This is a genomic window from Shewanella sp. KCT (genome assembly GCF_007636505.1).
Classification (GTDB): domain Bacteria; phylum Pseudomonadota; class Gammaproteobacteria; order Enterobacterales; family Shewanellaceae; genus Shewanella; species Shewanella halotolerans.
Genome location: NZ_LVDJ01000003.1, coordinates 146,158 through 168,359 on the forward strand (window position 1 = coordinate 146,158; position 22,202 = coordinate 168,359).

Consider the following 22,202-nt stretch of genomic DNA (forward strand, 5'->3'; position numbering starts at 1 on the left):
CCCTCGTCCTGGCATCCGCCGGGGCGACTCATCGCCGAAACACCCAGGCAGAGCCGTTTAAAGGAGTAGGGTTGTGAAAGATACCATTTTAACTGTCGATCAGATCTCGCTCGCATTTGGTGGGGTAAAGGCCCTGACCGATGTGAGCTTCGAGGTCGAGCGCGGCGCCGTGTTTTCAATTATCGGTCCCAACGGGGCGGGCAAGACCTCGATGCTCAACAGCATCTCGGGTCGCTACCGTCCGCAGAAGGGGACAATTCATTTCGATAATCAGGATGTCACTCATCTCAGACCCAATGCCCGTGCCGATCTCGGCATAGGACGTACCTTTCAAAACCTGGCCCTGTTTGGCCACATGTCGGTGCTGGACAACATCATGGTGGGTCGTCACCACCTGATGAAAAACAACTGGCTCACCGGCCCCCTGTACTGGGCCTCACCGGCGCAGAAAGAGGAGCTGGCCCATCGCCGTCAGGTGGAGGAGATCATCGACTTTCTCGACATCTCCCATGTGCGCAAATCTATCGCTGGCACCCTCTCTTACGGCCTGCGCAAGCGGGTCGAGCTGGCCCGGGCCATGGCGCTCAACCCTAAGCTGATTCTGCTCGACGAGCCGATGGCGGGGATGAACCTGGAAGAGAAGGAGGATATGGCCCGCTATATCCTGGATCTCAACGAGGAGTTTGGCATTACCGTGGTGATGATTGAACACGACATGGGGGTGGTGATGGATATCTCCCATGAGGTGATGGTGCTCGATTTCGGTAAGAAATTGATCTCTGGCCTGCCCGAAGCGGTGATGGCCGACGAGCACGTGAGACAGGCCTATCTGGGCCTTGAAGATGACGAGCAATTACAAGAGGTTGGCTAATGACTCAGGTAAATAATGCGTCGACGGCGCGGGCCTTCGACATGGGTTCACTCGATACCTTTCCCAAGATCCTGCGCCACAATGCGGCCAACTGGGGCAAAGAGATTGCCATGCGCGAGAAGGAGTTTGGCATCTGGACCGAATTCAGCTGGCAAGATTATCACAACCGGGTGAAGTGGATGGCGCTAGCCTTCGACCACCTAGGCATTAAATCACACAGCACCATAGCCCTGCTGGGCGAGAACCGTCCCGAGTGGGTCTGGGGCGAAGTCGCGGCCCATGCACTGGCCTGCTTCTCCTTGGGGATCTATCAAGACTCGCTGCACGAAGAGGTGGCCTACCTGCTCAATCGCAGCGAGGCCCAGGTGATCGTCGCCGAAGATGAGGAGCAGTGTGACAAGCTGCTGGAGCTGGGGGACAGTATCCCTTCGGTGAAATATATCGTTTACTGTGACCCGCGCGGCATGCGCAAGTATGACGACCCACGCCTTATCAGCGTTGAGGAGATCTATCGTCTCGGCCAGGAGGTGGATAACACTCAGCCACGCCACTACGACAACCTGGTGGATGCGGGCAAGGCCGAGAACATCGCCATCTACTGCACCACCTCGGGCACCACCTCTAAGCCTAAGATTGTCTTGTTGCAGGGCAGTAAGTTTATCGACCACTGCTGCTCTTATCTCAGAGCCGATCCTCGCGCGCCGGGGGACAACTATGTCTCGGTACTGCCGCTGCCCTGGATCATGGAGCAGGTCTACGCCGTGGGTCAGGCGCTCATCGCCCGTCAGATCGTCAACTTCGTCGAAGAGCAGGAAACCATGATGGCGGATCTGCGCGAGATAGGCCCTAGCTTCGTCTTGTTAGCGCCTAGAGTGTGGGAAGGGATCCTCGCCGATGTGAAGGCGCGCATGATGGACTCGACCCCGTTCAAGCAGAAGTTATTCGACTTTGCCATGAAGCGCGCCGAGCAGCGACTAGCCGAGGGCAGACGCTCTAAGCTGGCCGACATCATCTTGATGAAGGCGCTGCGCGATCGCCTAGGGTTTTCCTTCCTCAAATCGGCGGCCACAGGCGGCGCGGCCATGGGGCCGGATACCTTCAAGTTCTTCCAGGCGATCGGCGTGCCGCTGCGTCAGCTCTACGGCCAGACCGAGATGTGCGGCGCCTACACCATACACGACGAACATGACGTGGACTACGACACGGTCGGTGTGGCCTTCGATACCGCCGAGCTTAAGGTGATCAACACCGACAGCGAAGGGGTGGGCGAGGTGATCGCCAGAACCGTAGGCATGTTCAACGGCTATCTGGGCGATCAGGCGGCCTATGATGAAGATGTCAAAGATGGCTGGATGCACACGGGGGATGCCGGTTACTTCAAGCCGTCGGGCCACCTGGTGGTGATCGACCGCATCAAAGACCTGGCCAAGACCAGCCAGGGCATTCAGTACTCGCCCCAGTATATCGAGAACAAGCTTAAGTTCTCATCTTTCATCGGTGAGGCAGTGATCTTAGGCAAGGACAAGCCCTACCTGTCGGCCATTCTCTGTATCCGTTTCAGTATCGTCTCCAAGTGGGCCGAGCAGCAGGGACTGGCCTTCACCAACTACACCAACCTGTCGAGCCTGCCCGAAGTGTATCAGCAGCTACAGGCCGAGGTGGAGCGGGTGAACGAGACCCTGCCCGATGCGCAGAAGATCAACAAGTTTATCTTGCTTTACAAGGAGCTGGACGCCGATGACGGCGAGCTGACCCGTACCCGTAAGGTGAGACGTGGGGTGATAGCCGACAAGTATGGCGAGATCATCGAGGCCATCTATGGCGACCAGTCCCATGTGGATATCGACACAGTGATCACCTTCCAGGATGGCACTAAGTCGCGCATCCAAACTCAAGTCAAGGTGGCGACCGTGATCGCCCCGCGTCAGTCCATCGAGGGCGAGGCGAGTCAAAGGAGAGCATCATGAATTTTGAACTCTTAATTCAATTAATTATCAACGGCCTGATCGTCGGCCTGCTGTATGGCGTGGTGGGCATGTGTTTCGTACTGGTGTACAAGTCGACCCAGATCGTTAACTTCGCCCAGGGGGAGTTTTTGCTGGTGGGGGCCTGGGTCTGCTGGGCGTTTTTGACCTATTTCCAGCTGCCCTTTTTCGTCGGCTTCCTCTTCACCCTCTGCTTCATGGCGCTGTTTGGTGTGCTGTTGCAGATGATAGTGCTGCGCCCCATGATAGGCGAGCCGATCATCTCGGTGATCATGGTGACCATAGGACTGTCTATCTTCTTCCAGTCGCTGACCAAGTGGATATTCGGCGTGTCGCCCCAGAGCTACCCTCAGGTGTTCGACACTCAGTCCATCGCCATCTTCGGCCTGAACATAGAGCTGGCTTATTTGATGAGTACTGTGATCGCGATATTGATCATGGCGGGCTTCTTCCTCTTCTTTAAGTATTCCAAGCACGGCCTGGCGATGCGCGCCACCGCCTTCGACCAACAGGTGGCCCAGAGCCTGGGGATCTCGGTCAAGCAGGTGTTTGCCATGAGCTGGGGCATCGCCGCTACAGTATCGGCCACCGCCGGTGTGGTGATCGGCATGGTCAACGGCGTATCTGATTCGCTGTCCACCATAGGCATCAAGGTGTTCCCTGCGGTGATCCTGGGGGGGCTGGACTCCATCGTCGGGGCCATCATCGGCGGCGTGGTGATAGGTGTGCTGGAAAACGTCGCCGAGTTCTTCGATAGCCAGTGGCTGCATATCGGCAACATGTACAACATCGCGCCTTTCTATGTCTTGCTGGTGATCCTCTGGTTCAAGCCCTACGGCCTGTTCGGCACCCGTGATATCGAGCGAATTTAAGGAGCACGGCCATGACACAGCTAATTGCGTTTGACCCTATTGCAGTTCAAGGAGTTTTCTATGTCTAGTTTAGCGATGCGCCCGTGCGGGGATTTTCGCACCAGCTATAAAGCTGACAATACGATTTTTGAAACCAAGACCATACGCCTGGTGACCTTTCTGGTGATCGCGCTAGCCTGCGCAGCGCCCCTGGTATTGGATGGTTATTTTCTGACCCTGTTTATTCAGATTTCATACTTAGGTATCGCCGCCCTGGGGCTGAATATCCTGGTGGGCTTTACCGGGCAGATATCCTTAGGCCACGGCGCCTTCTTCGGCTTCGGCGCCTTCGCCTCGGCTTGGCTCAACACCAGCTTTAACATTCCTGTGGTGTTTTGTATTCCGCTGGCGGGCTTTCTCACAATGGGCGTGGGCATGATGTTCGGTATGCCGGCTGCAAGGATCAAGGGGCTCTATTTGGCGATTGCGACCCTGGCGGCTCAGTTCATCATTCAGGACTTCTTCGGCCGCGCCGAATGGTTTACCGGTGGTGCGTCCGGTGCCATGGCGGCGCCCGTCAGCCTGTTCGGTTTCGATTTCGACACCGACATGAGTTTCTATTTCATCGCCCTGTTTGCCCTGGTGTTCATGTATATCTGGGGCTGTAACCTGATGCGTAGCCGCGACGGCCGCGCCTTCGTTGCGGTGCGCGACCACTATCTATCGGCCGAGATCATGGGGGTCAAGCTCAACAAGTATCGCCTCTTGTCCTTCGGCATCTCCTCTTTCTACGCCGGCATAGGTGGCGCCCTGTACGCCCACTACCTGGGGTATGTCTCCTCCGAGGGCTTTACCATCTTAATGTCGATTCAGTTCCTGGCCATGGTGATCATCGGCGGTCTGGGCTCTATCAAGGGCACCCTGATGGGCGTGGTCTTCATGGTGCTGCTGCCCGAGGTGTTAGAGGGCATGGTGGGACTGATGAAGTATACCGACTACGGCAACCTGCCTATGGTCACCGACGGTCTGGCCTACATCAAGGAGATGGCTATCGGCCTGGTGATCATCCTGTTCCTCATCTTCGAACCCGAGGGACTGGCCCATCGCTGGGGACAAATTAAGAACTATTGGAAATGTTACCCCTTCGCCTATTAAGTCGAGGGCTAATGAAATTGATGTAAAACCGACACAGTTTGAATAGCAATGAGCGTTGATCCTGGCTGTAGCGCTGCGTTAACCGCATTCAATCTATCTGGATCATGTTGAAGGAAGATAACGATGACTAAAAAAATACTACTTAGCACCACGCTTGCTTGTTTCGCCTTCGCCTCGGGCGCTGCCCAAGCCGAAGACACGGTCTTTGTTGGCCACCTGGCCGACATGTCTGGCCCCACGGCCTTCGTGGGTAAGCCATACGCCGACGGTGTGCGTGATGCCCTGGCTTATATCAATGCCCATGGCGGCATCGATGGCACTAAGCTGGAATATGAGACCATAGACTATGCCTACAAGGTGCCTCAGGCGATCGCCTCATACAAGAAGTGGCTGTCGCGCAAGAACATGGTGGCCATGCAGGGTTGGGGCACAGCCGATACCGAGGCGCTGATCTCTTTTGCCGCCAAGGATAAGACGCCTATCTTCTCGGCCTCTTACTCTGGTCATCTGACCGACCCTCAGGGTAAGAACCCGAACACCACTAAGCCGGCGCCATATAACTTCTTCTACGGCGCGTCTTACTCTGACGCCTGTCGCGGCCTGGTGCAGTGGGCCGCCGACGACTGGAAGGCCAAGGGCGGTAAGGGCAAGCCTAAGTTTACCCATATCGGCGCCAACCATCCTTTCCCTAATGCGCCTAAAGAGGCCTGCGCCGAGTATGCAACCGAGCTGGGCTTCGATGTGCAGCCATCTGTAGTGATCTCCATGAAGCCGGGCGACTTTAAGGCCCAGTGTTTGAGTCTTAAGAGCTCAGGTACCAACTATGGTTATATCGGCAACCTCGGGGGCTCGGTGCAGTCGCTGATCAAGTCTTGCGACACTGTCGGCACCGATATCCAGTTCATGTCTAATATCTGGGGTGGCGATAAGTTGGTGTTCAAGGCCGCCGGTGAAGGGGTGAAGAACTATATCTTCCCGACCATGACGCCGTTCTGGACCGACGATGTGCCGGGCATGAAGCTGGTACGTGAGATCTCTAAGATGTCTGACAGCACGGGTAAAGAGGAGCGTCTGCACCACTATATCCGTGGCGTCTGCTCGACCTACTTCATGAAGGAGTCGATGGAGTGGGCCAAGGCGCACGGCGGCATTACGGGTGAGAACGTCAAGAAGGGCATGTATGTGCACAAAGACTGGGTGCCTAAGGGGCTAGAGGGGGTCTGCCTGGCCGCCACCTGGACGCCGGAAGATCATCGCGGCATCAACCAGGTCAACATCTACAAGGGTAACTACAACCATGGCGACATCAAGGTCGAGAAGGTCAATCAGGTGACCCTTGAGCGCCGCGTCGACTGGTTAGGCTACTAATCTCTTTTCCCTGCGCCGGGTAAGCCCGTCTTGCCCGGCCCGCTTCTTGACCTTGGAGTTGTTATGACACAAGCAGTGCAGTTAAAGCCCGAGACGCCACTTCTCGCAATCAACAATATCGAAGTGGTCTATGACGATGTGATCCAGGTGCTACGCGGCGTGAGCATAGAGGTGCCACAGGGCGAGATAGTGACCCTGCTGGGCCCCAACGGCGCCGGTAAGTCCACCACCCTCAAGGCGATCTCCGGCTTGCTAAAGACAGAAAATGGCGAGGTGTCCCGCGGTGACATCCACTTCATGGGCGAGCGTATCGACGTGAAGAACGCCGATGAGGTGGTGCGCTCTGGCCTGTTTCAGGTGATGGAGGGGCGCCGCATCGTCGAGGATATGACGGTGATCGAAAACCTGAAATTAGGGGCCTATACCCGCCGCGACGGTCAGGTGAACCAGGATATCGAGATGGTATTCAACTACTTCCCGCGCCTCAAGGAGCGCACCGGGCTGGCGGGTTACCTGTCGGGCGGTGAGCAGCAGATGCTGGCCATCGGCCGCGCCCTGATGGCCAGACCTAAGATGATCTGCCTGGACGAGCCCTCCATGGGGCTGTCGCCTCTGCTGGTCAAGGAGGTGTTTGGCATCATAGAGAAGATCAACCGCGAGCAGGGTATTACCATGCTGCTGGTGGAGCAGAACGCCAACTACGCCCTCAAGGCGGCTAACTATGGCTACATCATGGAGTCGGGCAAAATCGTGCTCGACGGCACCAAGGCGCAGCTGCTCAACAACGAAGATGTGAAGGAGTTCTACCTGGGGGGCGGCAACGAAACCCGTAAGAGCTTCAAGAACCTAAAGTCGTATAAACGCCGTAAGCGTTGGCTGTAGGGAGGCAATATGGCCGATTATTTCAAACCCGAAGAGGCGCTTGCGCCCGAGCAGCGCGAGCAGCAGCTGATGGCGGCGCTGCCCGAGCAGCTCAGCTTCGCCAAGGCAAACTGCCGTTATTACGCCGAGCGACTGGCAGATATCGAGGTGAGCAGCGTCGATAGCCGCGAGGCGCTGGCGACTCTGCCCATTACCCGCAAGGCGGACCTTATCGCCCTGCAGGCCAAGCAGCCGCCCTTTGCCGGCATGACGCCAAGCAAGCCTAGCGGGCGTATCTTTCAGTCACCCGGGCCCATCTATGACCCCGAGTGTGACGGCCATGACTGGTGGCGCATGGGTCAGGCCTTCTTCGCCGCAGGATTTCGAGCAGGCGACCTGGTGCAGAACTGCCTGGCTTATCACCTGACGCCGGGGGGCTTTATCATGGATTCGGGCGCCAGGGCCTGTGGCTGCACCGTTATCCCGGCAGGGCCTGGGCAGAGCGAGATGCAGCTGGACCTTATCGCCTCGCTTAAACCAAATGGCTACAGCGGCACCCCCTCGTTTCTCAATATCTTGCTGGAGAAGGGCAAGGCCCTGAGTAAGGACATCAGCTCCATCACCAAGGCGCTGGTGTCGGGCGAGGCGTTAACCCCCTCCCTCAAGGCCAGCTTCGAGGCGGCGGATATCGACGTCAAGCAGGCCTATGTCACCGCCGATATTGGCCTCATCGCCTTCGAGAGCGTCTCGGGCGAAGGCCTTGTGGTTGCCGAAGACATCATCGTCGAGATAGTGCGGCCCGGCACCTTAACCCCTGTGCCAGAGGGCGAGGTAGGCGAGGTAGTGGTGACCAGCTTTAACCGCGACTATCCCCTGGTGCGCTTCGCCACCGGCGACCTGTCGGCCATCATGCCGGGCACGAGTGCCTGCGGTCGCACCAATGTGCGTATCAAGGGCTGGCTGGGACGCGCGGATCAGACTACTAAGGTGAAGGGGCTGTTTGTCCATCCCGAGCAGGTGGAGCGGATTCGTCGCCGTCATCCCGGTATCGCTAAGGTGCGCTTAGTGGTCACCCGCCAACAGGAAAACGATCTGATGCGGCTGCTGTGCGAGGTGGATGAGACGATGCGCCCTCAGGTGGATATTGCCGCGGTGCAGGACTCTATTCGCGCCGAGACCCAGCTATCGGGCGAGGTGGCCTTGCTGGCGCCAGGCACCTTGGCGGATGATGGGGTGGTGATTGAGGATCAAAGGTAGCGCTCTGAGATAGCACTCTGGTGTAGTGCTTTTATCCATTAATGTCACTACGCGGATAATTGTTTACTCAAGTTGCAATGCCTAGCCTTGGATGAGGTTGGGCATTGTTGTTTTTGGCTTCTTTTTTGTGTGGGGGAACGTTTGGCTAGTTGGGTATTGGGAGAATTTCTGAAGGTCTATCCTTCATCGCAACCTAGCGCCTGCCCGGCGAGTGCTGTACATGGAAGTACGAATGTCGTGATTCAAGGTGATCGCGTTTGGTGGTATTAGAATTGATTAGGTGTTTGAAAGTCGTACCTTCATGGCTACCTAACGCCTGCCCGGCGAGGGCTGTGCAAGCACGCTTTTGGCACGCTGTAAATATGTCCCTATACGCTCCACGGCGGCGTCCATGCCGCCGAGGGCCAAAAGCGTGCTTACACTGTGTATCTAACGTTTCTTCGATTTGGCGGTGTTGGTGTGTTTAGGGCGTGAAAGCTAACTGATTTTTGCCCCATTGCGTGTTGGCCTTGGAATGAAGATTTGGCATTTCTATAGTTTTCTTGGTTTTCATTTGGCGACATGATCATTAATTAAATGGGTTGAAGGTCGTACCTTTATCGCCTGCCCGGCGGGGGGATGTGCAGTTACGTCTGTGACTCGCTGTGCGCCATCCCTGGCCGCTCTACGGTTTCATCACTGAAACCGAAGGTCACAGCCGTATCTGCACTCGGTATCCAACGTCTCTTCGACTTGGCTTCATTTGACGTGAGTAGGAGGGCGAGATGAGTGTTCGGCAGGTTGCCAAACTCTATTCGCTAGACTGCGCATCTATACAGGGATAATGGGATTTTGCCAAAACGCCCCACTTTCACTTCCTATTATATAATCTTTCGATTCTCGATTTGCTTTTTGGGAGTCCGTAACGAGCTGATTAATAAGGGTTAAGTTTGAACGATTTTCTTTTAATAGGAAGTGGTGACGGTCTCGCCCTTTCTCTCAAATAAGCCAAGTCTCGCTTGATTTTCGGGCTGCTTATTTTGTCCTTGTTATGTAATGCTGTTATTGATATAAGTTTCAGATATTTAAAAAGTTTGCCGCGATGTACATTAGTAGAAATTGATTTACATAGTCGGCATTCTCGCTAATAAGCGTTAGATGATCGGAGAATTATGATTCAGTTTCTAGCTGACAACATTGACCAACTGGATCTAGCTTTAGATCAATTAGCCGTTTGTGACCGAAATTTCGATCGATTCGCATTGATGCTTGTAGATAACGTAGTGGAGCTTACGTTACATCGTTTTATACAAGATAAAGCGAATGAGAATGAAATGTGGGGGCGTTTTAGCGAGCCAAAGCATGATCCAAAGATAATTCAGAAAGGATTAGGTCAAAACTTTGATGGAAAGGCTAAAGCAGCGCGTAAACTTGGTTTTTTCGATCACGCTCTGTGCGAATCAATTCTTAATCTGCATTCATATAGAAATTCATCCTATCACCAAGGTTTAAGGCACGAAGCTATATTGCACTCCCTTGCATTGTTCTACTTTAAATGTGCTTGTGAAGTGTTAAAGGCTTATGAGCCACAATTTTGGTGCTGGTCAAGCAACGATAAAATTTCATATAGGGCTAGAAAGTACTTAGGTGATACTAGGTTCATGGATCACAAAGCGGCCTTTCAGTCTGCATACGATAGGCTTAGCGAAGTAGTCTCTTCAATGGAGAATAAGCTAATTTACGATTTGACCGAAGATATGCGCTCAACTATTGATTCCACTGATGATGCAATAAACTTCTTGTCTGCCGACGGACCAGACGATAAAAATCGGGATGAAGTTGTTGTTGATTCACAAGCATGGCCTTTCGCATTTACCGATGAGGGTAAACGGATCGCTCATGAGGGCGGGTACTCTAACCAAACAGTAGGTGGTCTTGTTGAATGGCTCATAGCGAATTATAACTGGCCCGTACCAACTGACCCAATTCCAAGCTGGATGTCTCGGCTTAATTCTCTATCTAACGAGCAGGAAGAGCATAAGGCTTTAAAGAAATATTGTGATTTTATGAGGCAGACAGAAGATATAAGATCGAAGATTGATGAATCTGCATTTCAACTTGATGCGCATATTCAGCAGCAAATTGACATCATGCGTGGCAAGTAGCCATCTAACAAACGCGTCAATCAGGACGCTCGCAAGCTCGCGTCTATTACGCGAGCGTTAGCCATAGAAATATTTATTTTAAACTCACATAGTAGAGCAAAAGTCCTAACGCAGAAATGTCCAAAAATGATTTGGTGTTTGATCGTCGCGAATACGCGGATACAGAAGTCGCTTAATCGAAGAGACGGATAATCAGGTGTAAACACATTTGTGACCTTTCGAGGCATGGCCAAAAATGTTCTCGACATTGGTGCATCCATGCACTGCACCTGCGGCAGACAATTGATACATCATAAAGCCATGGTTAAGGCTTTATTGCCAATTGGCAATGTGGCTAGATGTTAGAGCGTATTATCCGTCTACGATTCTAATCTCTTAACTCCGATGCAACTAAATCGCTTTGCTCTCGGACTATGGGGGGAGGGGAATCGGGCGATATCAGCGTTGTCGCCAACGCAAGTGTCTCATAAATTGGTTATCTAGAATCTCACTTGTGGCCATCCAGGCTCCATGATTCTGTTTTTTCGACAATCTTGAGGACGATATCGGCCAGCTCTTGCCCTTTTGGTGTCAATCCATAGTTAACTGTTACCGGGATGGTCGCTTGCTGCTCCCGCCAGATAAACTTTTCAGCCTCCAGTAGCTTTAAACGCGAACTCAGTACCTTGCTGGAGACGAGGGCGAGTTGCTTCTGGATCTGACCAAATCTCATCACTGGGTGTTGACTGAGGAGATAGATAATATGGGCTGTCCATTTGGTTGATATTAAGGACAGATATTTATCGACATTACAGTAATTTTCGGGGGCGGTGGCGTGAACCATTGAGGCTTCCTTAGCTTCATGGGGCTGGCAGTTTTCTATTTTTAACTATGGCTTCTACTTACCATAAGGTAACTAGTTACTTTTTGGAAGCTAATGGTTAAAGGTAACTGTGTTGGGTATCTTTGCTGCACTGTTTAACTGTATTTCAGGAGATGTAGATGAGAGTCGCCAAGATAATAACGATTGCTTTGGTCTTTTTAGCTTTTAGTGTTGCCGCGGAGTCACCAGTTGAGTACCCCAAGCCACAGTCGCCCAGTGAACTTCATGGGTTGTTTGCACAGTACTTTAAGCACAAGGATCTGCAAGGCTTATCGACGCTTTTCGCTGCCGACGCGAAATTCATTCTCGATGATAAGGGGCGGGCCGCCATTGGCAGAAAATCCATTGTCAGCGAGTTGGAAAAATATCTAGGGGTCAAGGGAGAGATGCAGACCTTGTCAAAGTCGGTTCATATTAATGGCGATATCGCCTTGGTTAGATCTCAATGGAAAATCTCGGGTACAGATTTAAAGGGGACAGCGCTTGAAGTCATGCAATACCAAAATTACGGCTGGGTGTACGTTATAGATAATCCAAATGGATATTAAACCTTTTCAGTCTGTTCACTCTTAATCGTTAAGGTAACCTCTGATACATTGATGATGTTCAATTGGGGCTTAGCTTGGGGTAAGCCTCAATTAGATCAAAATATTGATTAATAATTAGTTTCATGTCATGTAGTCTAGGTTCTGGGAGATGATTAGTTGCTAATTGCAAGGGGATTACTTGTCTGATCTTCATGAGTTCGTCACTTCATGGTGAGTCGGGGAGTTCGGCCTTTACGAGTGAATCAGTTTATTGAGCTTGGTGATAAAAGCTCGATAAAGACTGCTGAAAAAGCCAAAAGAACATGGAATTAGGAAAGGGAAATAGAAAAGGGAATTGGTAAAGGGAGATAGTGTGTCAGTCGATTATTCGAAGTGTACCTTGGATGAGCTGCTTGATGTTAACGACAACATAGATAAAGCGCAGTACCCAGATAGGTATCAACAACTCACAGATGAGATAAAACGTAGGAGGGCCGCTGGCGAGGTTGCCACTAGCAGGCAGGGGCTGCCAGATTGGCTTTATGATGATGAGGACGATGTTTTTATTGAGTTCGCATCGGATGGCCCCAAGGGCTCCAGATACTTGTTTATCTTTTTATTTTTCATGGTTAACCTTGTCTTTTTCGCCTATGTGTTGCCTAAATATCATGTGGCCGATTTGGCAGACGTGCATGAATATTCGACGACGATAGATGCTATCCAGTGCCGTAGTAGCGAGGTTATCGATGAGGAGACGGGGGGGACTTTTTACGACCTGGAAATTACCTCTTTTCAAGATAACTTCTATGCCGTCAATATCGGCGCGAGCAAGTGCCATCGCCTAGCGCAAAGCCTTAAAGTGGGAGAGAAGATCGCAATCTGGCATGAAGCTGGACTGATACTTCAGCTGAAAGCCGCTAATAAGACTCTGCTTTCCTATAAGTATATGAAGCCTAAGGTAGGTCAGTTTCAAACCAGTTATCTAAGATACTTTTGGATTGGCTTGCTTCTCTTTTGGGGCGCACTGTTTAAATCTCTGGTCAATGCCCTGGTCCCTGGCACCTTTAAGGTGCGAGAAGATGTGCCCGAGGTCAGTCGTTAATATCTAGATTATTTTTGTAGTAGATAATAAAAAAGCCCGGCAGTTGCCGGGCGTTTTATATTCGAGTTCTGTAAGCGTCTTATTTGGCAGACTTGATGAAGTCGACGATCTGCTCGAATGGGATCTCTTGCTTCTCGCCGGTACGACGGTTCTTGTATTCGAATACGCCGTTGTCTATGTTGCGCTCGCCAATCACGATAACGTGCGGCAGACCAATCAGCTCCATGTCGGCAAACATCACACCTGGGCGCTCTTTACGGTCGTCGAACAGGACTTCGATGCCGGCATCACAAAGATCACTATAGAGCTTCTCGGCCATATCTTTGATGCGATGTGACTTGTGCATGTTCATCGGCAGGATACCAACCTTGAACGGTGCGATGGCAGCTGGCCAGATGATGCCACGATCGTCGTGGTTCTGCTCGATGGCTGCGGCCACGATACGGCTCACGCCAACACCGTAACAACCCATCAGCAATGTTTGTGCTTTGCCGTTCTCGTCCAGTACGCTGGCGCCCATGGCTTTTGAGTAGTTGGTGCCCAGCTGGAAGATGTGACCCACTTCGATGCCGCGTAGCAGGCCGATAGTGCCCTTGCCACATGGGCTAGGCTCACCTTCGATAACGTTACGCAGGTCGGCAACCTCTGCCTGTGGCAGATCGCGTTCCCAGTTGATGCCCACATAGTGCTTACCGTCTTGGTTGGCACCGGCGGCAAAGTCGCTCATGACGTTAACGCTGTGATCCACATACACAGGGATGGTCATGCCAACTGGGCCGAGTGAGCCAGGGCCTGCACCCAGTGCATCGCGGATCTCTGCTTCACCGGCCATCTCAAATGGTGCCAGTACGGCATCGAGCTTCTCGACTTTGACTTCGTTCAGCTCATGGTCGCCACGCACGATCACGGCTACCAAAGGTGCCTCTTCGCTGGCGCCCTTAACGATAATGGTCTTGATGGTCTTCTCGATGGCGATACCGTGCTGCTCAACCAACTCTTCGATGGTCTTGGCGTTTGGCGTGTCGATAACACTCATTTCCATGGTGGCGGCGCCACGAGGCTCGGTAGGCATTGGCGCCTCGGCCTTTTCGATGTTGGCGGCGTAGTCGCTCTCGGTCGAGTAGGCGATCAGGTCTTCACCGCTGTTGGCCAGCACGTGGAATTCGTGTGACATGCTGCCACCGATAGAACCTGTGTCGGCCAATACCGGGCGGAAGGCCAGACCCATACGGCCTAAGATGTTGCTGTAGGCGGTGTACATTGCCTGATAGGTATCATCCATGGTCTCCTGATCAAGATGGAAAGAGTAGGCATCTTTCATCAGGAACTCGCGTGAACGCATCACGCCGAAACGGGGACGTACCTCGTCGCGGAACTTGGTCTGGATCTGATACAGGTTCAGCGGTAGCTGTTTGTAAGAGCTAACCTCTTTACGAATGATGTCGGTGATCACCTCTTCGTGGGTTGGGCCCAGTACGAAGTCGCGGTTATGTCTGTCTTGGAAACGTAGCAGCTCTGGGCCAAATTTGTCCCAACGGCCGGTTTCAACCCAAAGGTCTGCCGGTTGCACCATGGGCATCAAGATCTCAACAGCACCTGCATTGTTCATCTCTTCGCGAACGATCGCTTCGACCTTGCGCAGCACACGTAAGCCTGACGGCAACCAGCTGTATAGGCCAGAAGCGTTACGACGTATCATGCCGGCGCGCAGCATTAATTGATGACTGACCACCTCAGCGTTTGCTGGGGTCTCTTTTTGTGTTGAAAGCAGGTACTTGCTAACTCGCATTCCCAATATCCAGTTGTGTGATGAAATAGGTCGACATTTTAGCACCCTGACGTTTGATGTCACCTAGTTTGTTGGCCAGTTGCCGCGGGAGATCTGTGTCGGCAAGCAGGCGGCTTCAGACCTCTACTGTTTGCCTTTGTGGCAATGTGTTGACGATTCATACAGGGTAGGGCTAGCGTGGCGCAGTTCTTCTGCCCAAACGAGTGATAAGCCTGAAAAAGGGCCGGTAAAAGCGGTCTCGAGGAGCATCTTACGCGCTCAGGATTATTGTGCGTTATCGCGTGCAGTTCGTGCGCAATTGACCTCACTCATTGCATCCTGTTGGCTATCGCACTATTCACAACATTAGCCAGCTCACCGCTTGCTTCACTGGCCATTTCATTGCTCGGCTCGTGAGCAAATAGCGCTGAGATTAAACAGAATTTAACCTGAAACATAAACAACCCCTAGTGATCAACAGGGATAAATCGCGTAAAGTATTGGGTTTTTCGTAATAAGCTACTGTCAGCTTAAAGGTAAACAGTTACATGGAAGTGATCGCACAGATCTATCCCGACCGTATCGTGGTGAGTCATGGCGAGCAGCAAACGGCCCTGTCGCCGAGTACGCCATTTACCACCCGGCGTTTGCTGGTGGGCAATTTTTCCCCTGCCGAGCAGTGCCTCAAGCAAGGATTGAATGAGCTGGGTTGCATTGGGCTGTTTAAGCGGCCAAAACTCGTCATCCAACCTATGGCCATGTGTGAGGGCGGCCTGTCTGAGATCGAGGAGCGCTGCCTGATGGAGCTTGGCCTGAGCGCCGGTGCCCGAGATGTCAGGATACAGCTAGAGTGAGCCTCGTCCGGCCAATGGGCGCCGGAAAGAGCAGGCGCTAGTCATCTGTCATTAAGGCCAGTTATTTTAGGTCAGTTATTTTAGGCAGTTATTTAAGGACAGTTATTTAAGGATAGTTATTTAGGCCGTTGTTTTGAGTGCAGTTATTTAAGGATAGCCATGAAAGCAAAATTTATTATTGTCATCGGACTGACCCTTGGGGCCTTGGCTGTGGTGCCTAAGCTAGAGACTACCTATCAGAAGGCGACCCTGAGCAACGACAAGGGGGAGACGGTGCAGTGCGAGGTGAATTGGACCGGGCTTGGCTTTGGCGACAGCCTGTCAGACAGCAAGTATCAAGCCTGTATCGATGGCTATATCGATCAGGGCTATGTGATCAGCCGCAACGAGAAGCGGGTAGAGAGGGTGGGTGCCCAGCTGCTGAGTCTCTAAAATCAGCCTCTAAAATCAGCCTTTTAAATTGATGCTAGGCACCAGATGCCGGGCAAAAAAATGCCAGCCTGTTTAGGGAATAGGCTGGCGAAGGGCTAGCTGGGATCGCTAGTTGCAGTTGATCGCCTCATAAAGCTCTTGATACATCATCTCGCGCATCTTGAACTTCTGGATCTTACCGGTCACCGTCATGGGATACTGCTCGACGAACTTGATGTATCTCGGGACCTTAAAGTAGGCAAATTTCTCGGTGAGGAAGTGACGTATCTCCTCCTCGGTGACGCTGGCGCCCGGCTGCACCTTGATCCAGGCACATACCTCTTCACCATATTTCTCGCTCTTCACGCCGAAGATGGCCGCGTCCTGCACGTCCGGGTGGGTGTAGAGTTTCTCTTCGATCTCTCTCGGGTAGATGTTCTCGCCGCCGCGGATGATCATATCCTTGATGCGGCCGACAATTTTTACATAGCCTTCGCTGTCCATCTCACCCAGGTCGCCCGAGTGGAGCCAGCCTTCGCTGTCTATGGTGGCGGCTGTCTTCTCGGCGTCGTTCCAGTAGAACTGCATCACGCAGTAGCCTCGGCTGCACACCTCACCGGGTTGGCCGACGGGGAGCACCTCGCCGAACTCATCGACTATCTTCACCTGGGTGTGAGCCAGGGCGCGGCCGACCGTGGTGACGCGTTTCTCCAGTGACGAGCCTATCTCCGTCATGTTGTTGATGGGACTGCATTCCGTCTGGCCGTAGCCTATCAGCACCTCTTTCATATACATGAGATCTTGCACCCTGCGCATCACTTCTTCGGGGCAGGTAGCCCCCGCCATCACACCGGTGCGCAGCGAGCTAAGATCGAAGCGCTTAAATTCCGGATGCTCCAGCTGGGCGATAAACATGGTCGGTACCCCATGCAGCGCGGTGCAGCGCTCGGCCTCGACCACCTCAAGAGTTGTCAGGGGATCGAAGGAGTCGCTTGGGTAGATGGCCGAGGCGCCCACAGAGATGCAGGAGAGGTTACCCAGCACCATACCAAAGCAGTGATACAGGGGCACGGGAATACAGAGTCTATCTTCCAGCCCAAGGCGCATCGCCTTGGCGACCAGCAGGCCGTTGTTCAAGATGTTGTGATGGCTCAGGGTCGCGCCCTTGGGGCTGCCGGTAGTGCCCGAAGTAAACTGGATATTGATGGCATCGAAGGGGGAAAGCTGGGCGGCGGTGTCTTTGAGTGCCTTGCGATCGCTCTCGGTGAGCGGACGCTTGAGATGGTTGAAGTTGAGCATGCCGGGCGAAGCTTCATCGCCCATGCGGATCACAAACTCCAGGCTCGGCAGGTTGGCCGATTCAAGCTGTCCCGGCAGGCACTGCTTTAGCTCCGGGGCCAGCTCGTAGAGCATAGAGAGGTAGTGGCTGGACTTAAATTTCTCGGCGCAGATGATGGCGCGGCAGCCCACGTTGTTGAGGGCATATTGCAGCTCCTCGGGGCGATAGGCCGGGTTGATGCACACCATGATGGCGCCTATCTTGGCGGTGGCAAACTGGGTCAGACACCACTCGATGTTATTGGGCGACCAGATACCGACGCGATCGCCGGGCTTGATGCCTATGACCAGCAGGCCGGCGGCCAGTTCGTCGATGTGGGACTGATATTCCTGATAGCTCCAGCGGATCCCTTGATGATGCATGACGATGGCGAGTTGGTCGGGGTGGCTGGCGGCCATCTGATCCAGGTAGTCGCCTATGGTTTGTTCGATGAGCGGCGTGCTGGTGTCGCCGTCAAATTGGCTCAGTTGTAGGGGAAATTGGTTCTCAGTTGCAAATGTCGTTACAGCAGACATAGAGCCTCCGTGCATAGGGTGTGTCGATAGCGGTCTGAGGACACACTACTCAAAGTGTGAGGTTTCTCACAAGCAAAGAATGGCGTTTATAGACTAAAGAACTAAGTTGACAGCGGGGGATAGATAGAAAGGTGAAATTAGGTTTTTATTTAATAAAAACAATATGAAAAAGGAGGCTGCAGCCTCCTTTTGTCGGTAAGTATCACGGCTATGGCTAGCGGCCATCCTGGGCGCGACGGGTCTTAAAATCTGACGCCTCGAGCCACTTTGGCCAGTCGTTATTGTTGGCCAGCTTCTCCAGAATGTCGCTGCTGAGCGCCAAATCTTGCTCGACGCCACCGAGTGTCCAACTTGGGTCATAATCATCGGCGCCCTGGTGATACTTGTGGGCGATATAGTCGGGGTCGGTATCTCCCAGGCTCATGAACATCAGGCCGGGGACTCCCTGCTTGGCCAGGGCGAAATGATCCGAGCGGAACATCAGGCCATTTTGCGGCCGCGGATCGGCCTTGACCCAGCGCCCTTGAGCTTTGGCAGCATTGTCCAGGTAGTTTTCCAGCTCAGAGACTCCTTCACCATAGCGCAGTATGTAATCCACTCCCTTGCCGACATTCATGCCGTCTATGTTGAGGAAGGCGACCAGCTGCTTGGTGGGGACTGGCGGGTTCTCGGCAAAATATTGCGCGCCGATGAGGCCGGTTTCCTCGGCGGTGAAGGCGCTGAACAGCATCGAGCGCGCAGGCGGCTGAGTAGTGCTAAGCTCCTTGAAGTGACGCGCCAGCTGCAATACGCCAGCGACGCCTGAGGCATTGTCTACCGCGCCGTTGTAGATATGGGTTTGATCTTCATGGACCGTCTTACCCAGGTGATCCCAGTGGGCGTGCATCACCAACCACTCATCTGGGCGCGCCTTGCCCGGCAGCAGACCGGCGACGTTATAGGAGGTGGCCAGCTCGATATCGTTGTTTACTTCTAGGTTGGCTTTGAGGTGTAGCGAGCGCGACTTGAAACCAGGTTTGGCGGCGGTAAGTTTGAGCTTGTCATAATCTAAGCCTGCGGCGCTGAAGATCTTCTGCGCCACCTCATGTTGGATCCAGCCCATAACGCCTATATGGGAGCGGTTTTTGTCCTTATCTACCAAGCTGTATTTGCTATTGGTGTTGCTGTTTTGCACCACGTTCCAGCCATAGGCGGCGGGAGCGGTTTCATGGATGATAAATACCGCCTTGGCCCCTTGTCTGGCGGCCTCTTCATACTTATAGGTCCAGCGGCCATAGTAGGTCATGGCATTACCCTTGAACACCTCTGGGTCTTGGGTGGCAAAGCCCGGGTCATTGACCATGAGGATCACCGTCTTGCCTTTCACATCGATACCTGCGTAGTCGTTCCAGCCGTATTCGGGGGCGTTGATGCCATAGCCGACGAAGACGATTTCGCTGTTATCCAGTTTGATGCTTGGCTGAAGCTGCTCGGTGCGGGCGGTAAAGTCGCTGCCATTGTTAAACACTAGCTCGCCGACTTTTAGCTGCATATTTTGATTGGCGGTGATCTTGGCCATGGGCACGCTCTGGCGATAGCTGTCGCCGAAACCTGGTGCTAACCCCATCTTCTTGAAGGCATTCTCAAGATATTCCACCGTAAGTGTCTCGCCCTGTGAGAGGGGGCCGCGGCCCTCAAACTCATCGCTGGCGAGGGTTTTAACATCCTGACGGTAGCTTTGTTGGTCAAAGACGAAGGGGGAGGCACTGACGGCCGGTAGAAGCAACAGGCCGAGTAAGCCCAAGAGGCGTGGGGTATTCACAGACGACTTCCTTTTGTGATGTTTGTTTTATTATTTGGAGATCGCCGCCATGGGTAATGGCAAACGATCAATACCAATCAGGGTAAGTAAGTGATCAGAAGTGGCGTAGGAAAAACGGTCGAGAACAAGGCATGATTTTTCGATAAGTAGTTATTCTACAATCAAAAATAGTAACGCCGTTATCGGACGTTTTAACAAGCTAGCCTGTTCAGTTATTTACTACGATTGGTATAGTCATCATATGTGCATCAGAAAGGTTGATGCAAGAGGGGCGCGATGGCGGGGCAAAGATCTGTTAAGTTTGTTTGCTTGTTAAAAGAATCTGCTTTAGCTTTAAGCTATTGATGAATGTAGGTGTGCCATTGTTTGGCGCTATTCATGTTAGTGGATTCAGGGAATGACGATGAAAGTCACTTGGGATAAGGAAAAGACGATGAAGGCTTCGATAATCGTGCTGATGGCAAGTGTCAGCTTAGGGCTCATGAGCGGCTGCGCCAGTAATAAATCTCTCGATCAGGCCTTCTACGATGGGGTTAAGAAAAGCGCCGAGTCGCGGCCCAATAACCCGGATAATCGCGTGGAAGATAAGGACTTAGGCGGCGGAGTCGTCAACGTGATTTTCCATGGTACCGGTAAGCTGATCCACGGTGATGGCGCGACTAAATAGTGCGGCCGTTTATTTCTTATCGCGTCTGTCGCCTATGATGCGGGCCGGATTACCGGCGACGATGGCGTAGTCGGGCACATCTTTGGTGACGATACAGCCCATGCCGATCACGGCGCAGTCACCTATGGTCACCCCATCGACTATCCCCGCCTGGGCGCCGATCCACACATCTCTGCCTATGACGATTCCCTTCGACTGACTGCTCTGCTGATAGATAGGCGTGTCCGGGTGCATGCCATGGTTGAAGGCGTAGATGGTGACATTGTTGGCGATGCGGGTCTGATTGCCGATCACTATCTTGCCGCGCCCGCCGTCCAGGGAGCAGCCATGATTGATAGCCACCTCGTTACCCATGACGATGGGGCCGTGCAGAAAGCTGTCGGCGGCGATCATGCAGCGATCACCGATCAGGATATCCCGGCCCGGCTCGGCAAACAGTTTTGCCTGGGGAGCGATAAAGCACTCCTTGCCTATGCTCACGGTTTCGACCGCCATCAGCGCTTGCTGCACCTCATCCTGCCAGGGCTTGGCCCAGACCAGATGTTTGGGCTTCAAGGAGAAGTAGAGCCAGGGCATGTAGGCCAGGCGCTGCTTATGTTGCTCACGGTAGTCCACTTGATTAGCTAATGGGGTTTGCATGATTAATCTGCTTCCCTAAGGGCGTCGGGCTGCACCGGGCGCACGGCATCGACCAAGATGCCTTTCTCATCCACATGCCAGAGGATATCCAGATCATAGAGGGCGACCTGATAATGCTTAGGATCTTCCTTGGCCTTCTTGTAGGCTGGGCGGGGATCCTGCGCCAGCACCCCTTCGATGATGGCCTTTAGGTTGGGGTACTTGTCCTTGGAAAGCTTGTCTAGCTGCCCCAACACCGCATCGCTAAAGCGCACATCGATCAGCACAGGCGCCTCATGGGCGATGCCGCCTATGGCTCCCTCGATGGCGTCGGAGAAGGGGATGTAAGGCTTGATATCCAGGATCGGCGTGCCGTCTAGCAGATCCATGGCGGAGATCTCGAGCTCCACCTTCCCCTTACGCTGGTGGATGGCGTGCAGCCTAACCACAGACTGGCCTATGCCGTTGGGGCGGAAGGTAGAGCGGGTGGCAAATACTCCCAGCTTTTCGTTGCCGCCCAGGCGCGGCGGTCTGACCGTGGTCTTCCAGCCTTGGCTCAGGTTTTCATGGAAGGTAAACAGCAGCCAGATGTGCGAGTACTGGGACAGGCCGCGCACGGTATCGATATGGTTATAGGGAGGCTGCAGCTCGACGAAGCCGCGGGCGGCGGTGACCAACCCCGGCTGTCTGGGAATACCAAATTTCTGCTTATAGGGGGTGCGGCAGATAGCCACCGCCTCAATTTCACGCTTGAGTGTCATGGTAAAGACTTATGTTCACGCTATTGCGCTTGGCGCTAAAACTACTTTTCTGTGGTGGGCAACAATATAGCCTGACCGACACACAGGGCTTGGCTAACACAGGCCTTGCTCGGCTCCTCGATGAGGGCGCAGCGTTTGATGATCAGCCCGTTGGCGCCTTTATCTGCGGCGGCGCGGCGGGCCATGGTGCGGGCCTCGCTGATGGATGCCGGCACATCCTGGGCGCGCTCCTGACAAGATTCACCCTCGACCATTCCCTTGAGCTCATAAGGACCCTTAGGTTGAGTCTCTTGAAACAGCTGGACCTCACCGGCCTTGAAGTAGTCGTCGATGGCCTGACCATCTAAATTGCTGTTGAAGGTGTATTCGCCCGCACAGCCACCGAGCAGCAGGGCAGAGAGCAGCAGGACAGACTTAGGAGCCATTTTAAGAGCAGTGGTCAGGTCGGAATTAGTCATGATTTGGGCCTGTATTAGGAAGAGAGC

General features: G+C 53.3%; 20 protein-coding genes. 13 read left to right on the forward strand and 7 right to left on the reverse strand.

Annotated elements, in window-relative coordinates; all coding sequences use genetic code 11:
* Positions 1 to 73 precede the first annotated feature (73 nt).
* The 8 genes from AYI87_RS05595 (at position 74) to AYI87_RS05630 (ending at position 10,492) form a co-directional block, all read left to right on the forward strand.
* Positions 74 to 871 carry an ABC transporter ATP-binding protein gene (locus AYI87_RS05595; RefSeq protein ID WP_011866408.1) on the forward strand — a complete coding sequence of 266 codons (798 nt, stop codon included), beginning with the start codon at positions 74 to 76 and terminating at the stop codon, positions 869 to 871.
* Complete coding sequence (locus tag AYI87_RS05600) at positions 871 to 2,838, forward strand: long-chain fatty acid--CoA ligase (protein ID WP_144200330.1); 1,968 nt, start codon at positions 871 to 873, stop codon at positions 2,836 to 2,838. Before AYI87_RS05595 ends, AYI87_RS05600 begins: the two co-directional genes overlap by 1 nt.
* A complete protein-coding gene (locus tag AYI87_RS05605) occupies positions 2,835 to 3,728 on the forward strand; it encodes a branched-chain amino acid ABC transporter permease (RefSeq protein WP_144200331.1) in 894 nt (297 codons plus the stop codon). Before AYI87_RS05600 ends, AYI87_RS05605 begins: the two co-directional genes overlap by 4 nt.
* Positions 3,729 to 3,788: 60 nt before the next feature.
* Positions 3,789 to 4,862: a branched-chain amino acid ABC transporter permease gene (locus AYI87_RS05610; RefSeq protein WP_144200333.1), complete on the forward strand. Its 1,074-nt coding sequence runs from the start codon at positions 3,789 to 3,791 to the stop codon at positions 4,860 to 4,862.
* Between the two features lie 123 nt (positions 4,863 to 4,985).
* Complete coding sequence (locus AYI87_RS05615; protein ID WP_144200335.1) at positions 4,986 to 6,230, forward strand: ABC transporter substrate-binding protein; 1,245 nt, start codon at positions 4,986 to 4,988, stop codon at positions 6,228 to 6,230.
* 63 nt (positions 6,231 to 6,293) lie between these two features.
* The gene (locus AYI87_RS05620) at positions 6,294 to 7,112 is read left to right on the forward strand and encodes an ABC transporter ATP-binding protein (protein ID WP_144200337.1); all 819 of its coding nucleotides are present in this window, start codon (positions 6,294 to 6,296) and stop codon (positions 7,110 to 7,112) included.
* Positions 7,113 to 7,121: 9 nt separating this feature from the next.
* Entirely contained in the window at positions 7,122 to 8,348 is a 1,227-nt protein-coding gene (locus AYI87_RS05625) for a phenylacetate--CoA ligase family protein (protein WP_144200339.1), read from the forward strand.
* A 1,151-nt stretch (positions 8,349 to 9,499) separates the two neighbouring features.
* On the forward strand, positions 9,500 to 10,492 hold the full coding sequence (locus AYI87_RS05630; RefSeq protein WP_144200341.1) for a hypothetical protein: 993 nt from the start codon (positions 9,500 to 9,502) through the stop codon (positions 10,490 to 10,492).
* A gap of 487 nt (positions 10,493 to 10,979) precedes the next feature.
* Here AYI87_RS05630 and AYI87_RS05635 read toward each other — a convergent pair whose 3' ends face one another.
* Positions 10,980 to 11,315, reverse strand: coding sequence for a winged helix-turn-helix transcriptional regulator (locus tag AYI87_RS05635; protein ID WP_144200343.1), 336 nt, complete (start codon positions 11,313 to 11,315; stop codon positions 10,980 to 10,982).
* Positions 11,316 to 11,473: 158 nt separating this feature from the next.
* Here AYI87_RS05635 and AYI87_RS05640 point away from each other — a divergent pair, with 158 nt between their 5' ends.
* Positions 11,474 to 11,902, forward strand: a complete 429-nt coding sequence (locus AYI87_RS05640) for a YybH family protein (protein ID WP_144200345.1) — start codon at positions 11,474 to 11,476, stop codon at positions 11,900 to 11,902.
* A 352-nt stretch (positions 11,903 to 12,254) separates the two neighbouring features.
* Positions 12,255 to 12,983, forward strand: a complete 729-nt coding sequence (locus AYI87_RS05645; RefSeq protein ID WP_144200347.1) for a hypothetical protein — start codon at positions 12,255 to 12,257, stop codon at positions 12,981 to 12,983.
* A gap of 79 nt (positions 12,984 to 13,062) precedes the next feature.
* On the opposite strand, the gene AYI87_RS05650 is transcribed toward AYI87_RS05645, so the two are convergent.
* Positions 13,063 to 14,772 (reverse strand): proline--tRNA ligase, encoded by a 1,710-nt coding sequence (locus AYI87_RS05650; protein WP_144200349.1) that lies wholly within the window; start codon positions 14,770 to 14,772, stop codon positions 13,063 to 13,065.
* A gap of 527 nt (positions 14,773 to 15,299) precedes the next feature.
* On the opposite strand from AYI87_RS05650, the gene AYI87_RS05655 reads away from it, so the two are divergent.
* Positions 15,300 to 15,605 (forward strand): hypothetical protein, encoded by a 306-nt coding sequence (locus AYI87_RS05655; RefSeq protein WP_144200351.1) that lies wholly within the window; start codon positions 15,300 to 15,302, stop codon positions 15,603 to 15,605.
* Between the two features lie 159 nt (positions 15,606 to 15,764).
* On the forward strand, positions 15,765 to 16,037 hold the full coding sequence (locus AYI87_RS05660) for a hypothetical protein (RefSeq protein ID WP_144200353.1): 273 nt from the start codon (positions 15,765 to 15,767) through the stop codon (positions 16,035 to 16,037).
* A 108-nt stretch (positions 16,038 to 16,145) separates the two neighbouring features.
* On the opposite strand, the gene AYI87_RS05665 is transcribed toward AYI87_RS05660, so the two are convergent.
* Entirely contained in the window at positions 16,146 to 17,870 is a 1,725-nt protein-coding gene (locus AYI87_RS05665; protein ID WP_186300562.1) for an AMP-binding protein, read from the reverse strand.
* Positions 17,871 to 18,084: 214 nt separating this feature from the next.
* The gene (locus AYI87_RS05670; protein WP_409928964.1) at positions 18,085 to 19,638 is read right to left on the reverse strand and encodes a M28 family metallopeptidase; all 1,554 of its coding nucleotides are present in this window, start codon (positions 19,636 to 19,638) and stop codon (positions 18,085 to 18,087) included.
* 466 nt (positions 19,639 to 20,104) lie between these two features.
* Here AYI87_RS05670 and AYI87_RS05675 point away from each other — a divergent pair, with 466 nt between their 5' ends.
* Positions 20,105 to 20,338 carry a hypothetical protein gene (locus tag AYI87_RS05675; protein WP_144200359.1) on the forward strand — a complete coding sequence of 78 codons (234 nt, stop codon included), beginning with the start codon at positions 20,105 to 20,107 and terminating at the stop codon, positions 20,336 to 20,338.
* Between the two features lie 9 nt (positions 20,339 to 20,347).
* Here the strand turns inward: AYI87_RS05675 and AYI87_RS05680 are convergent, their stop codons facing one another.
* Genes AYI87_RS05680 through rcsF form a run of 3 tightly spaced genes read right to left on the reverse strand, consistent with a single transcriptional unit; the run spans position 20,348 to position 22,175 of the window.
* Positions 20,348 to 20,977, reverse strand: coding sequence for an acyltransferase (locus AYI87_RS05680; RefSeq protein ID WP_144200361.1), 630 nt, complete (start codon positions 20,975 to 20,977; stop codon positions 20,348 to 20,350).
* 2 nt (positions 20,978 to 20,979) lie between these two features.
* Positions 20,980 to 21,717, reverse strand: coding sequence for a tRNA (N6-threonylcarbamoyladenosine(37)-N6)-methyltransferase TrmO (tsaA, locus tag AYI87_RS05685; RefSeq protein WP_144200363.1), 738 nt, complete (start codon positions 21,715 to 21,717; stop codon positions 20,980 to 20,982).
* 41 nt (positions 21,718 to 21,758) lie between these two features.
* Positions 21,759 to 22,175, reverse strand: coding sequence for an Rcs stress response system protein RcsF (gene rcsF, locus AYI87_RS05690; RefSeq protein ID WP_144200365.1), 417 nt, complete (start codon positions 22,173 to 22,175; stop codon positions 21,759 to 21,761).
* Positions 22,176 to 22,202: the final 27 nt, after the last annotated feature.

Excerpts from the sequence above, each read along its gene's own strand:
- AYI87_RS05600 (WP_144200330.1), top strand. The coding sequence starts at position 871 with ATGACTCAGGTAAATAATGCGTCGACGGCGCGGGCCTTCGACATGGGT.
- AYI87_RS05605 (WP_144200331.1), top strand. The coding sequence starts at position 2,835 with ATGAATTTTGAACTCTTAATTCAATTAATTATCAACGGCCTGATCGTC.
- AYI87_RS05610 (WP_144200333.1), top strand. The coding sequence starts at position 3,789 with ATGTCTAGTTTAGCGATGCGCCCGTGCGGGGATTTTCGCACCAGCTAT.
- AYI87_RS05615 (WP_144200335.1), top strand. The coding sequence starts at position 4,986 with ATGACTAAAAAAATACTACTTAGCACCACGCTTGCTTGTTTCGCCTTC.
- AYI87_RS05620 (WP_144200337.1), top strand. The coding sequence starts at position 6,294 with ATGACACAAGCAGTGCAGTTAAAGCCCGAGACGCCACTTCTCGCAATC.
- AYI87_RS05625 (WP_144200339.1), top strand. The coding sequence starts at position 7,122 with ATGGCCGATTATTTCAAACCCGAAGAGGCGCTTGCGCCCGAGCAGCGC.
- AYI87_RS05630 (WP_144200341.1), top strand. The coding sequence starts at position 9,500 with ATGATTCAGTTTCTAGCTGACAACATTGACCAACTGGATCTAGCTTTA.
- AYI87_RS05635 (WP_144200343.1), bottom strand. The coding sequence starts at position 11,315 with ATGGTTCACGCCACCGCCCCCGAAAATTACTGTAATGTCGATAAATAT.
- AYI87_RS05640 (WP_144200345.1), top strand. The coding sequence starts at position 11,474 with ATGAGAGTCGCCAAGATAATAACGATTGCTTTGGTCTTTTTAGCTTTT.
- AYI87_RS05650 (WP_144200349.1), bottom strand. The coding sequence starts at position 14,772 with ATGCGAGTTAGCAAGTACCTGCTTTCAACACAAAAAGAGACCCCAGCA.
- AYI87_RS05655 (WP_144200351.1), top strand. The coding sequence starts at position 15,300 with ATGGAAGTGATCGCACAGATCTATCCCGACCGTATCGTGGTGAGTCAT.
- AYI87_RS05660 (WP_144200353.1), top strand. The coding sequence starts at position 15,765 with ATGAAAGCAAAATTTATTATTGTCATCGGACTGACCCTTGGGGCCTTG.
- AYI87_RS05665 (WP_186300562.1), bottom strand. The coding sequence starts at position 17,870 with ATGTCTGCTGTAACGACATTTGCAACTGAGAACCAATTTCCCCTACAA.
- AYI87_RS05675 (WP_144200359.1), top strand. The coding sequence starts at position 20,105 with ATGAAGGCTTCGATAATCGTGCTGATGGCAAGTGTCAGCTTAGGGCTC.
- AYI87_RS05680 (WP_144200361.1), bottom strand. The coding sequence starts at position 20,977 with ATGCAAACCCCATTAGCTAATCAAGTGGACTACCGTGAGCAACATAAG.
- tsaA (WP_144200363.1), bottom strand. The coding sequence starts at position 21,717 with ATGACACTCAAGCGTGAAATTGAGGCGGTGGCTATCTGCCGCACCCCC.
- rcsF (WP_144200365.1), bottom strand. The coding sequence starts at position 22,175 with ATGACTAATTCCGACCTGACCACTGCTCTTAAAATGGCTCCTAAGTCT.